Raw genomic sequence first — 12,411 nt, forward strand, 5'->3', positions numbered from 1 at the left:
GTCATGAGCAAGCTGCTGCACCTGTCGGCGTCACCGCGCGGCCCCAAGTCCGAGTCACTGGCGATCGCCACGACATTCCTCGACACCGTGCGGGAGGTGAACCCGGGCCTGGAGGTCGAGCACTACGACCTGTGGGACGGGACGCTTCCCGCCTTCGGGCCGGACGGTGTCGCCGGCAAGATGGCCGTCTTCGCCGGTGAGGAGCCGCAGGGCGCCTCCGCCGACGCGTGGGCCGCCGCGATCAGCACGTTCCGCCGGTTCGACGCCGCCGACTCGTACCTGTTCAGCGTCCCGATGTGGAACGGCGGGGTCCCGTACATCCTCAAGCAGTTCATCGATGTGATCAGCCAGCCCGGCCTGGTCTTCGGGTTCGACCCGGAGCGTGGCTACAGCGGTCTGCTCCGCGGCAAGCGGGCCGCGGTGATCTACACGAGTGCGGTGTACGGGCCGGACCGCGGACCGGCGTTCGGATCCGACTTCCAGCAGCCCTACCTGGAGGACTGGCTGCGCTGGGCCGGCGTCGGCGAGATCAGCGCGATCCACTTCCGGCCGAACCTCGCCACCGCCGACGCCGAGACGGGCCGCCGCGAGGCACACGCCACCGCCCGCGACGAGGCCAAGCGTTTCACCGCCTGAGAGCGGGGACCGCGTGCCGGCGCGGCCGTGAGCGAGGCCGCGCCGCCCACACCACGATCAGACCGGCCAGGCCCACGCCCGCGAGGATCAGCGGCCACCGCGACGGCGACTCGGTCATCGTGTCCGCGATCCAGTTGTTGAGGGTGTCCGTGCGGGCGCTGAAGTCCGGGCCCGGATGGGGGCACCCAGGGCCGCTGCTGACGACCGCGACCAGCTCCGGCGTTCCGTCGCCGGATTCACGGAAGTACGGACCGCCCGAGTCGTGTGGGCACGGGCTCGTGTCCGGACGAGGCGCCCGGCCCGACGCCTCCAGCAGGGTGTCGCCGATCGCCTCGACGGTGAACTGCCCGGTCTGCAGCCGATTCACCGCGCGATCGCCGGCGAGCCCGAAGCCGGTCAGCCGTACCGTCTCCCCCACCTCGGGCGGCACCGTGGCGTTCCGGATCGGGGTCACGCCGGTCACGTCCGCGGCCAGCCGGACCAGGGCGACATCCGTGCCCTCGGCCTGGTGCACCGCGACCACGTCGACCTCGATCCCTTCCTCGCCGCGCAGGTCCGCCCGGCCCACCGTCGCGGTCGTGCGCTCCGCGACCGTCCGGCTCACATGTTGCCCGTCCTCGTCCCGGAAACAGTGCCCGGCCGTGATCACCCAGCGGGGAGCGATCAGCGCACCCGAACAGGAGCTGTCCCGTTTGCCACCGCCCTCGGCCGGCAGCCCCGTCATGGTCAGCAGGACCGAGAAACCGTACGCACCGTCGGGAACGTCCGCACCGTTGGCGATCGCCGCGGCGGGCCGTGCTCCCCATGGAACCGCCACCACCACGGCCACGACGACCAGAAGTAACCGAAGCATGCCGAGCAGCCTCGCCGGGAGGCCGTCCGCACACCGTCAGCACCGTTCTTATATGCGCCTTACCTACGCTGTGCGAGCCTGGCAAGCGGACCGGCGGGGACGGGGAGGACGACGGATGCGGGTGCTCGTGGCGGACGACGAGCGGCTTCTCGCCGACACGGTGGCCACCGGCCTGCGCCGCCTGTCGATGGCCGTCGACGTGGTCTACGACGGCGAGAGCGCCCTCGAACGGCTGACCGTCAACCGGTACGACGTGGCGGTCCTGGACCGGGACATGCCCGGCCGCACCGGCGACGAGGTGTGCCGGCACGTCGTCGACTCCGACCAGGGCACCAAGATCCTGCTGCTGACCGCCGCCGCCGGGATCCGCGACCGCGTCGAGGGGCTCGGGCTCGGTGCCGACGACTACCTGACGAAGCCGTTCGCGTTCGCCGAGCTCGCCGCGCGCGTACAGGCTCTGGCGCGGCGTTCCGGGCCGGCCCGGCCGCCGGTGCTGGAGCAGGACGGCATCGAACTGGACAGCACTCGGCACACCGCCACCCGCGACGGTCAGCTGTTGTCGCTGTCGTCGAAGGAGTTCGCGGTCCTGCACGTTCTCCTGCGCGCCGAGGGCCGGGTGGTCAGCGCCGAGGATCTGCTCGAGCAGGCATGGGACGAGCATGCGGACCCCTTCACCAATACGGTACGGATGACGGTCATGACCCTTCGCCGGAAGCTCGGTGACCCGCCCGTCCTGCACACCGTGCGCGGCGCCGGATACCGGCTCGGCTCATGAGCGGCCCGTCGCCCGCCCGGCGGATCCTGCTGCTCTGCGCACTGGCCCTGATCGTCGCGCAGGCCGCGCCGACGGCCGCCGACGTGTTGCGCGCCCTGTGGCACAGCGTCGGACCCGGCTGGTGCGACCGGCCGATCGGCCTCGCGCCCGACGCCGACGCGTCGTTCCTCTGCGTGCAGCTGTACCGGCGCCCGAGCGTCCCCGCGATGTTCGCGCTGCTGATCGTGCTGACCGGCATGCTGGCCGCGCTGTATCCGGTGATCCGCTGGTGCCTGCGCCCGCTGCGCGACCTGGTCACCGTGATCGCCAGCGTCGGGCCGCAGAACCTCGGATACCGGCTGCGGCCCGGCGACGGCAACGACGAACTGGCCGTCCTCGGCCGCACCATCGACGAGATGATGGACCGCATCGCCGTCGGCTACGAAGCACAGCGCAGGTTCGCCGCGGACGCGTCCCACGAGCTGCGCACCCCGCTCGCGGTCCAGCGCACGCTGATCGAGGTGGGCATGGCCGGTGACCTCACCGCGGACCAGCGCGAGCTGCTCACCACGCAACTGCTGGCCACGAACGAGCGCAACGAGCGGCTCATCGAGGGGCTGCTCGTGATGGCGGAGATCGACCGAGGCCTGGTGGCCCGTACGCCGCTGCGCCTCGACAAGATCACCGCCGCGGTCCTGGACGCGCACCGGGGCCGGGCGGCCGAGCAGGGCGTGACGATCACCAGCGACCTGCAGCCACGAACTGTCCTCGGTGAACAGGTGCTGCTCGAACGACTCGTGACGAACCTCGTGCAGAACGCGCTGAAGTACAACCGTCCGGACGGCACGATCGATGTACGGGTCGGCAAGGAGCCCGCGCTGCTCGTCGTGAACACCGGCGAGGACGTGCCGCCCGAGGCGGTGAACACGCTGTTCGAGCCGTTCCGGCGACGGGCGGCAGCGCGGATCGACCACAGCGGTGGTGCGGGACTCGGCCTCGCGATCGCGCGCTCGATCACCCAGGCGCACGGCGGGGTGATCACCGCTGAATCCTCGGGGCACGACGGGTTGACCGTGCGAGTGAGTATTCCTGGACCGGAAGTGAGCAGCTCTACGCGTACGTCATAAAAGAGCTCGCACCGCTGCGGCATCGCGCCGAAAGCGGGTTTCGTCCAAGAGTGGGGGCTCGCCTGCCGGGAGCGGACCGCCGTCGCCGGGGTCGCCCGGATAGCGGGCCGTGACATGCGTGTGAAGATGCGGCTCGATGTTGCCCATCGTCAGATAGTTCATCTTCGGTGGCCGGAAACAGTCACGGATGGCTCGCGCCACGATCAGCGTCTCGCAGTGGAACCGGGACGCCTCGTCGATGGTGAGGTCCATCGGCTCGACGACGTGCCGGCCACGCCAGACGACCACCGCGTAGCCGCGCACGAACGACCGCCGGGCGAAGTAGGCGTCGCTGACCTGTCCGGCGAATATTCGGATGCCAAGGTCGATCTCGTCGGGCCGGGCCGGGGCACACCACCGGCAGTCCGCAAGCGTCACGAGGCCCAAAACTAGACGACGATTACGCTGCGCGCTGCCCCAGTCACCGCACGGAATTTTCCAGACGCTCGCGGCGGCGCAGCGGGCGGCTGCGGGAGACGGCGACGCCGGCCAGGCAGAGCGCACCGCCGGCGAGCGTCAGCAGGCCGGGGACCTCGCCCAGCAGCAGCCAGGACAGGACGATGACCACGACCGGCACGGCGTAGGTGGTCGAGCCCATCTTGCCGGCGGTGGTGCGGGCCAACGCATACGCCCATGTGGTGAACGCGATCGCGGTCGGGAAGACGCCCAGATAGATGACGTTGAGGGTGGCGCTCAGCGGCGCGGCGGCGACGTCGGTGACCAGGCGGCCGGCGAACGGCAGGCAGGCGATCGCGCCGATCAGGCAGCCGAACGTGGTGGCCTGCAGCGCGGACGCGTGCTTGAGGGCCGGCTTCTGGGCGACGACGCCGCCGGCATAGGTGATCGCGGCGACGAGGCAGAGCAGCACCCCGAGCACCGAGGCCTGACCACCGTCGGACATCGAGAACCCGACGACGGCCGCGCCGGCGAACGACACGGCGATGCCCGCGAGCAGCCGGGGCGGGAAGCCCTCGTGCAGCAGCCAGCCGGCGAGCAGCGCCATCACGGCCGGGCCGACGTTGACGACCATGGCCGCCGTGCCGGCGTCGACGAGCTCCTCACCCCAGTTGAGGGCGACCATGTAGAGACCGAACCAGATCACTCCGGAGATCGCGATCCCGGGCCAGGCGGCACGCGGCGGCAGACCCTGACGGCTGATCGCCAGGAAGATCAGCAGCGTGATCGAGCCGGCGAGCAACCGCCCGAGCGCGAGCGAACCGGGGTGGAAGTGCGGCGCGGCGGCGCGGATGCCGACGAAGGCCGAGGCCCAGAGCACGACGGTGACGGAGGCGGCGGCTATCGCGCTGCGAGATGGTGCCATGGTGAGAGCCAACCGCCTCGGGTCACCCCGGGCTAGCGATTTTCGGACCTCACGCTGGTGATCGCGTCCACCGCGGCGGCGCGGATCACGTACCGGGTGATCCCCCACCGCTTCTCGTGCCCGGCGATCGCGGCCCGGATCTCCGCGGCGGTGCCGATCAGGGCAAATGGGGCATTGAGGAGTTCGATGACAGGCATGCCGAGGCGTTCGGCGTGCGGGGCGGCCGCGGCCTCGGCGTCGTCGGTCAGCTCGACGATCTGGACCAGCGCCTCCAGCGCGGGCGGGGTCGTGCGGCTGGCGGCGCCGGCTTGGACGCACTCGATCTGGTGGTCGATCTGGGCGGTCCGCCAGCGGGCCTCGTGGCGGTGGCCGTCCTCGAGCGTGCGCCCGAGACCGCTGAGGCCGACTATGTCGGCGTGCTCGCCGGCCCAGCGCAGCATCCGCGAATTGGCGGTACCAACAGTGAGCGGAATCCGCTCCTGGACCGGGCGAGGCTTCTCCAGACCCTGCTTCTCTTTGGACAGCAGCGCTCGAACTTCGGCGGCGACGGCCAGACAGCGGTCGACGCGGCCGCGGACGTCGGGGCGTTCCCGGCCGATGGCCTGCCACTCCGCGGGTGTGTGGCCGGCGCCGATGCCGATGCCGGCGCGGCCGTTCGAGACGACGTCGAGGGTGACAACGTCGACGGCGAGGTGCATCGCCTCGCGGACGCCGGCGTTGGAGACGTTGGAGGCGAGGCGGATCTTCGACGTGACGGCGGCCGCGGCGGCGAGAGCCACGAACGGTGCGGCGCACGTGCCCGGGTGATCCGGGACAAGCAGCGCCTCAAACCCGTCCCGCTCACACTTTTTCGCGAAATTTACCCATGAAGTGGCGTCTTCCGGAACCGCCTGCACCGAGAACGTCATACGCCCGAGGCTCCCACCCCACCCCCGCGAAACAGAGATCATTCTGCGGACGGCAGACGCTCCCCCTGAGATCTTGGAGAGTTGCGCCCGTATACGGACCACAACTCTCCAAGATCTCCCCGGGGACGACACTGAGGTGTCAGCGAACGCCGGCGGTTACCGTTGCGACCTGCGTGCCGGAGAGTGTTCCGCCCGTGTAGAGCCCGCCGCCGACCGCCGTACCCGAGACCGAGCCGCCGGTGCGGATCGCGTACACCGTCCCGCGGGTGATCTGGCTGGACGAGAACACGACGCCCCGGAACGCCTTCGTGGGCTGGTAGGACGCGATCTGCGTACCCGATGTGGTGGCGAGATGGACCACCGTGCCGGCCGGCTGGTTCGCACTGAACGTGACCGACACCCAGCCCTGACCGGAACTCGGCAGCGTGCTGGTGGTGGCACTGATGCCGGAGGAGATCAGTGTTCCGCCGGTGATGGTGAGCGCCCCGTTGGAGTCCAGGCCGCCCTCGCCGCCGCCGCGGGTGGCCGAGCCGGTGACCACGACCGTGCCGCCGCCGATGGTCAGCGCGCCGTTGGAGTCGAGGCCGTCAGTGCCGCCGCCGACCACGACCGTGCCGCCGGTGACCCTGATGAGCGCGTTCGGCGAGTTCTGCATCTCGCCGTACGCCGGGTCGGATGCGTTGACCGCGTCGTCCGAGGCGGTCGCCGTCACGCTGCCACCGGTGACCAGCACCTTCAGGCCCTCGACACCCTCGTACGATTTGGTGACGTTGACCGTCCCCCCGGCGATGTTGACGTTCGTCTCGGCATGCACGCCGTCGTCGCCGGTCGCGATCCTCGCGCTGCCGCCGTCGACGGTGAGTGAGGCGTTGGAGTGCAGGCCGTCGTCGGAGGAGTCCACGGTGGTGGTGCCGTCGCTGATCACCAGGAGCACGCCGGCCTTGAGCCCCTTCGTCGAGGCCTCGCCCGGGGTGACGGTGCTGCCGCCGCCCGCCTTCGCGGTGATCGTGCCGCCGTTGACGATCACGTCGGTCTCACCGGTGATCGCGTCGCCGGTCGCGGTCACGTTCACCGTCCCGCCGGCGACCGCCACGTATCCGCGGGTGGCGTCGTCCGCGTTGTCCGACTTCAGCCCGTCGCCGCCGGCCGTCGCGGTGATCGCGCCACCGCTGACGATCACGTAGTCCTGGCCGCGGATCGCGTCGTCCGGCGCCGTCGCGGTGATCGTTCCGCCCGCGATGACCAGGCCGTCCTTCACGTTGATCGCGTCGTTGGCGTTGCCGGTCACGGTCAGCGACCCGGTGCCGGCGATGGTCAGGTCGGCCGCCGAGGCGATCGGCCCGTCCGCCGACGCGGTGCCGTCGGTGAGCCGGTTCGTGGAGCCGGCCTGCAGGAACAGCAGCACCTCGTCGGCGGCGACCACGTTGACCGCGCCGGTGCTCCCGGTGACGGTGACGCCGTTGAGGATCAGCCGGACCAGACCGGTGCCGGTGCTGTTCACCACGATCTGGCCGTTCGTGAGCGAGCCGGTGAATCGGTAGGCACCGGCCGCCGTGACGGTCACCGTGCTGCCGGAAACGGTCACGTTCGGGCTGCTGGTGGTGGCGCTGCTGCCGGTCAGCGTGACCGCGGTGACGTCGGACTCGTTCCAGGTGAGGTCGGCGGCCTGCAGGTGGGAGGCCTGGTTGGCGGCGAGCGCGGCCGCGCCGGCGGGCCCGGCGGCGAGAGCGGGCGCCGGCGCGATCCAGGTCGCCAGGGCCGTGGCGGTGAGCACGGCGGGCACAGCGAGCCGGGGGATTTTGGGCATGATCCGTCCTTTTGTTCGGGGGATGTCGGAAAAAATCAGGGAATGGCGATGAAGTGCCGGCGGAGCAGCCGGCGCCATGGCGTCGCCGGCAGATCAGGGTTCAGCGCGGCCATCCCGGTGGCGTACTTGGAGATGCTGACCGGGCGATGACCGCACGACCAGAGCAACCGATCGACCGGCGACACAGCCGACCCGGTCTTCGTCTCGATCACCGCCATCCCCGGCAGGCTGATGACGCGACCATCGACACCGGTCCAGGTCAGCGACGTGTCGACGGTCGCCCGGGAGTCGCCGGCGGGCTGGTAGAGCGTCGTCCGCAGATAGTGGGTGACCAGCGTCGGCGCGAGCACGAGGGCACCCTCGCCGAGGATGTCGTCGACGAACCAGCGGCCCGGGCCGACCGTGTCCGCGTGGCAGCTCGCGTACGGCAGCCGATCCTTGACCGTGCCACCGCGGTAGCCCTCGGTCTTGACCTCCAGCCAGCACAGCGCCGAGTCCAGATACGTCCGCGTCCGGATCTTGAAGCGACGCCGCCGCCGATGCGCGGTGAGCCGGAAACTGACCAGGTCCGGCGTGTCGAAGTACACCGACCGGTACCGGAACAGTCTCCGCCCGTCGATCTCCAGCACCCGGGTGGTCGGGTCCAGCCGGCCGAGCACGCTCCGCGCCGCGTCCACAGGCAGCACGTACTTGCGGTCCACCCGCATCTGCAACGCGGCCTTCGCGGTGAGTTCGGCCAGATCAATCGCGGCCAGGTGGGTGGGCACGCTCATCAGCGCGCCTCCGCGAGTGCATGCGTGCGCTGATTCTGAGCGTACGAGTACCGCACTTCGACAACCGTCGTCTCGTTGACCAGATCGATCCGCTCGACGGTGGCCGCATGCACCCGCGCCCCGAGGATCCGCTCGAGCTGCGCGACGAGTGCGGTGTGGTCGGTCAGCGCCGAGTCGAGCACCAGGACCTGCCGCCGATACGTGCGGAACAGCCGTGGATGGTCCCCGAGATACATCACCACGAGGATCAGCGCCATCAGTGCCGGGCTCATCCACGCGGGCCCACCACTGAGCGGCCCGAGGATGCCGAGCGCGAGCGCCGAGAAGTAGTACGCCACCTCGTGCTGATCAAGCTCGGTCGAGCGCAGCCGGATGATCGACAGGACGCCGAACAGCCCCAGCCCGAGTCCCGCGCCGACCGTGCTGGAGCTCAGCGAACCGGCCACGGCCAGCACACCGACGTTGACCCCGAGGTACGCCACCACCAGGTCGCGGCGCCGGTGGCGCGGGAAGTAGAGGCCGAACACCAACAGGGTCACCGCGACGAGATCTATCGCGAACAGTGCGATCCTGGGCATAGTGGTGCGACCTCCCGAGCCGTCCGGCCGGAGTGGTGAACGATCTCCGACCCACAGGTTACGTATCGATGAACTTCGATGTCACCGTAACCGCTTGCAGCGCTGCAAACCACGGCCCGAACCTCAGAGAATGCTCGGAAAGTCCTTTCCGGAACCTGTGACGAAACGATCACGGGCGGCGCACCCGGATCAATCGACCACCTGGGTCAGCTCACCGGCCACCGAGCGGCGCTCCAGCGCGTCAATGGCGCGCACCGACCACACATGCTCCCCGGCCGGCGGGACGGGTCCGACATATCGGGTCGCACCGGTGACGGCCACCACCTCGCCGTCCAGCGACACCTCGAAGCCGGCGACCACCGGGGCCGGGAAGACCGGCGGAGGGGTCGGCTGCTCCCAGGTCAGCCGCTGAGTGCCGGGACCCGTGCCGGCGACCGCGAGCCGGCCGGGACCCGGCGGCACCGGGAGCTGCTGCCCGCCGAGCGACGCGTAGGCGCCGGCCGAGTAGTTGCCGGAAGCGTCGATCGCGCGGACCCGGAAGACGTAGACCCGGGGCGGCAGCGTGGTGCCGGTGCGATAGACGTGGCTCGTGGCCGTTGTCGTGGCCAGCAGCGTGCCACCCTCGTAGACCTCGTAGTGCCGCAGCCGCCTGTCGTCCGTCGACGCGGGCCAGCGCAGGGTCACTCCCCCGCTGAGGTCGATGGTCAACGGCGCGGGCCGCGTGGGATCGGTCTCGTCGATCGGGACGCCGTCACAGGCCTGACCGTTGACGGGCGGCGTCGCCGCGGCGGGAACAGGGGTCAGGAGGATCAGCAGGGCGGCCGCCCACGGCAGAGTCTTCATGCTCCACAGGCTATGGATTTCATTGATCGTGTTCGATGGGTTCCCAATACGCGGCGGGCCGGCCCACGACGCCGACGCGGGCGGTGAACAGCAGGCCCGAGCCGGGATGCCGCTCCAGTTCCTCGGGGGTGAGGTCGGCGGTCGCGGTCGTGATGACCAGCACGTCGAGGTCGGGGCCGGCGAAGGCGACACTCGAGGTGTGCGGTGCGGCGACGGCCACCGTCGCGAGCAGAACACCTTCAGGGGTACGGCACTCGACGCGCCCGCCGCCCCAGACCGCGATCCACAGATTGCCGTCGGCGTCGGCGCACATGCCGTCGGGGTGACCGTCGGCGATCTCGAACGCGGTCCGGCGCGGGCCGGTGGCACCGGTGACCGGATCGTAGTCGCGGACCCGGACGGCACGGGCGATCGTGTCGATGCTGTAGAACCGGTCGCCGGCCGGGCTCCACGCCAGACCGTTGGAGAGGATCAGGTCGGCGTCGATCGTGGTCAGCCCACCCCGGTCCAGGCGCACGAGAACCTCGGTGCCGGAACGGTACGCGGGGTCGAGGCTGCCGACCAGGAACCTCCCGGCCGGGTCGACGGCGCCGTCGTTGAGCCGGCTGGTGGCGGCCGGCGCCAGCACACGGGCGAGCTCGGTGCGGGATCCGTCGAGCCCGACCCGGGTCAGCGTCTCGCGCTCGGCGACGAGCAACTCCCCGGAGGCCGCCACGGCGACGGCACCGACCTCGGCGGCGAAGTCCCATCGGCCGGTCGGGGTGATCGCGCCGGTCCCGGTGTCGAGCCGACCCTCGTGCACGGCATGGCCGTCGATGTCGACCCAGAGCAGCCGCTGCCGGGCCGCGTCCCAGACGGGGCCTTCGCCGAGGGTGTAGCGGCCGGCACCGGCCGGGTGAGCGGTGAACGATGTAAGTCTCGCCGGCATGGGAGCATTATTCCGGAAACTGGGCGAGAATTTCGGCAACCGGAATCCTGAGGAGAGTGCCGATGCCGTCACGCCGGAGCGCGCAGTGGTACGAGGGCGACGTTCGCAACAGCTACATCCATCGAGCCTGGATGCGCCGGGGCCTGCCCGCCGACGCGTTCCAGGGCCGGCCGCACATCGCGATCGCCAACACCGCCTCGGATCTGACCCCGTGCAACAAGCACCTCGACGAGGTCGCGCGCAGCGTCTCCGACGGCATCCACCAGGCCGGTGGCATCCCACTGAATCTGCCGGTGGTCTCGCTGGGCGAGACACAGGTACGCCCGACCGCGATGCTGTGGCGCAACATGGCCGCGATGGCGATCGAGGAGATGCTGCGCGCCAACCCGATCGACGGCGTCGTGCTGCTCGGCGGCTGTGACAAGACCATCCCCGCGCTGCTGATGGGCGCCGCCTCGGTCGACCTGCCCGCGGTCGTGGTGCCCGGCGGGCCGATGCTGACCGGCACCTTCCGCGGCGTGCCGCTGGGCTGCGGCACCGGCGTCTGGCAACTGAGCGAGGAGGTCCGGGCCGGCACCCTGAGCGCGACCGAGTTCACCCGCTCCGAGTCTTCGATGATCAGAAGCAAGGGCCACTGCAACACCATGGGTACGGCGTCCACGATGGGCCTGCTCGCCGAGGTGCTCGGCATGACGCTGCCCGGAGTGGCCGGCACCCCGGCACCCGACAGCCGCCTGCTCGAAGCGGCACACGCCACCGGCGTGCTCGCCGTCGACCTCGTCGACCGGGACCTGCGGCCGAGCGCGGTGATGACCCGTGGCTCGTTCCTCAACGCCGTCGTCGCCCTGGCCGCGCTCGGCGGCTCCACCAACGCGGTCGTGCACCTGCTCGCCATCGCCGGCCGCCTCGGCGTCGAGCTCACCCAGGACGACTTCGACCGCACCGGCTCACACGTGCCGCTGCTGGTCGACCTGCAGCCGGCCGGCCGCTTCCTGATGGACGACCTGTACCGGGCGGGCGGCCTGCACGCCGTCCTCGCCGAGATCCGCGACCTGCTGGACCCGGCCGCGATCACCGTCACCGGCAGCCCGCTGGTCGATCACCTGGACACCGCCCAGATCTACGACCGCGAGGTCATCCGCCCACGCGAGCGCCCACTGCAGCCCGAAGCCGGGATCGCCGTGCTCTACGGCAACCTGGCTCCGGACGGCGCCGTCATCAAGCCCGCGGCCGCCTCACCCGAACTGCTCACCCACCGCGGCCCGGCGGTCGTCTTCGACTCGATCGAGGACCTGCACGCCCGCCTCGACGACCCCGCCCTCGAGGTCACCCCCGACTCGGTGCTGATCCTGCGCGGCTGCGGCCCCAAGGGCTACCCCGGCATGCCCGAGGTATCCAACATGCCCCTGCCGGCGAAACTGCTCGCCGAGGGCGTCCGCGACATGGTCCGCATCTGCGACGGGCGCATGTCCGGCACCGCGTACGGAACAGTGGTTCTGCACGTCACCCCGGAAGCCGCAGCCGGCGGCCCCCTCGCCAAGGTCCGCACCGGCGACATCATCATCCTCGACGTGGCCGCCCGCCGCCTCGACGTCGACATCCCCGACGCCGAACTCACCGCCCGCGAACCCGCCCCCGAGGCCGTCAAGGCCTTCGCCCGCCCGCAGCGAGGCTGGGAACGCCTCTACATCGACACCGTCAACCAGGCCAACACCGGCGCCGACCAGACCTTCCTCCTAGGCTCCAGCGGCGACCAGGTCTCCCGCGAATCCCACTGACGCAACCCCTGACCGAACGCGGCCGATCGCGGCCGGCCCGGTGCGGCGTGCCTGCGGTGAGCGCTG

13 protein-coding genes are annotated in these 12,411 nt (G+C 70.8%); 4 read left to right on the top strand and 9 right to left on the bottom strand.

Features of this window, described 5'->3' with window-relative positions:
* The first annotated feature begins 3 nt into the window (after positions 1–3).
* Complete coding sequence (locus AB0M02_RS18120) at positions 4–636, top strand: NAD(P)H-dependent oxidoreductase (RefSeq protein WP_364228106.1); 633 nt, start codon at positions 4–6, stop codon at positions 634–636.
* Here the strand turns inward: AB0M02_RS18120 and AB0M02_RS18125 are convergent.
* Positions 626–1,489: a S1 family peptidase gene (locus AB0M02_RS18125; RefSeq protein ID WP_364228107.1), complete on the bottom strand. Its 864-nt coding sequence runs from the start codon at positions 1,487–1,489 to the stop codon at positions 626–628. The two genes, AB0M02_RS18120 and AB0M02_RS18125, sit on opposite strands and share 11 nt — an antisense overlap.
* A 115-nt stretch (positions 1,490–1,604) precedes the next feature.
* Here AB0M02_RS18125 and AB0M02_RS18130 point away from each other — a divergent pair, with 115 nt between their 5' ends.
* Together AB0M02_RS18130 and AB0M02_RS18135 are read left to right on the top strand one after the other, a co-directional pair.
* Positions 1,605–2,264: a response regulator transcription factor gene (locus AB0M02_RS18130; protein ID WP_364228108.1), complete on the top strand. Its 660-nt coding sequence runs from the start codon at positions 1,605–1,607 to the stop codon at positions 2,262–2,264.
* Positions 2,261–3,370 (top strand): HAMP domain-containing sensor histidine kinase, encoded by a 1,110-nt coding sequence (locus AB0M02_RS18135; RefSeq protein WP_364228110.1) that lies wholly within the window; start codon positions 2,261–2,263, stop codon positions 3,368–3,370. Before AB0M02_RS18130 ends, AB0M02_RS18135 begins: the two co-directional genes overlap by 4 nt.
* On the opposite strand, the gene AB0M02_RS18140 is transcribed toward AB0M02_RS18135, so the two are convergent.
* From AB0M02_RS18140 to AB0M02_RS18175, 8 genes are all read right to left on the bottom strand, one after another.
* Positions 3,365–3,796: a hypothetical protein gene (locus AB0M02_RS18140; protein ID WP_364228111.1), complete on the bottom strand. Its 432-nt coding sequence runs from the start codon at positions 3,794–3,796 to the stop codon at positions 3,365–3,367. The genes AB0M02_RS18135 and AB0M02_RS18140 overlap by 6 nt on opposite strands.
* A 34-nt stretch (positions 3,797–3,830) precedes the next feature.
* Positions 3,831–4,730 (bottom strand): DMT family transporter, encoded by a 900-nt coding sequence (locus AB0M02_RS18145; RefSeq protein WP_364228112.1) that lies wholly within the window; start codon positions 4,728–4,730, stop codon positions 3,831–3,833.
* Positions 4,731–4,762: 32 nt separating this feature from the next.
* Entirely contained in the window at positions 4,763–5,680 is a 918-nt protein-coding gene (locus AB0M02_RS18150) for an LLM class flavin-dependent oxidoreductase (RefSeq protein WP_364228114.1), read from the bottom strand.
* Positions 5,681–5,777: 97 nt separating this feature from the next.
* Positions 5,778–7,445 (bottom strand): carbohydrate-binding domain-containing protein, encoded by a 1,668-nt coding sequence (locus AB0M02_RS18155; RefSeq protein WP_364228116.1) that lies wholly within the window; start codon positions 7,443–7,445, stop codon positions 5,778–5,780.
* Positions 7,446–7,480: 35 nt separating this feature from the next.
* A complete protein-coding gene (locus tag AB0M02_RS18160; protein WP_364228117.1) occupies positions 7,481–8,218 on the bottom strand; it encodes a polyphosphate polymerase domain-containing protein in 738 nt (245 codons plus the stop codon).
* The gene (locus tag AB0M02_RS18165; RefSeq protein ID WP_364228119.1) at positions 8,218–8,796 is read right to left on the bottom strand and encodes a DUF4956 domain-containing protein; all 579 of its coding nucleotides are present in this window, start codon (positions 8,794–8,796) and stop codon (positions 8,218–8,220) included. Before AB0M02_RS18165 ends, AB0M02_RS18160 begins: the two co-directional genes overlap by 1 nt.
* 189 nt (positions 8,797–8,985) lie before the next feature.
* On the bottom strand, positions 8,986–9,639 hold the full coding sequence (locus AB0M02_RS18170) for a hypothetical protein (RefSeq protein WP_364228121.1): 654 nt from the start codon (positions 9,637–9,639) through the stop codon (positions 8,986–8,988).
* A 19-nt stretch (positions 9,640–9,658) separates the two neighbouring features.
* A complete protein-coding gene (locus AB0M02_RS18175) occupies positions 9,659–10,567 on the bottom strand; it encodes an SMP-30/gluconolactonase/LRE family protein (protein ID WP_364228123.1) in 909 nt (302 codons plus the stop codon).
* A 62-nt stretch (positions 10,568–10,629) separates the two neighbouring features.
* On the opposite strand from AB0M02_RS18175, the gene AB0M02_RS18180 reads away from it, so the two are divergent.
* Positions 10,630–12,345 (top strand): IlvD/Edd family dehydratase, encoded by a 1,716-nt coding sequence (locus AB0M02_RS18180; RefSeq protein WP_364228124.1) that lies wholly within the window; start codon positions 10,630–10,632, stop codon positions 12,343–12,345.
* Positions 12,346–12,411 lie beyond the last annotated feature (66 nt).

The sequence above is a fragment of the Actinoplanes sp. NPDC051861 genome (assembly GCF_040681145.1).
GTDB lineage: Bacteria > Actinomycetota > Actinomycetes > Mycobacteriales > Micromonosporaceae > Actinoplanes.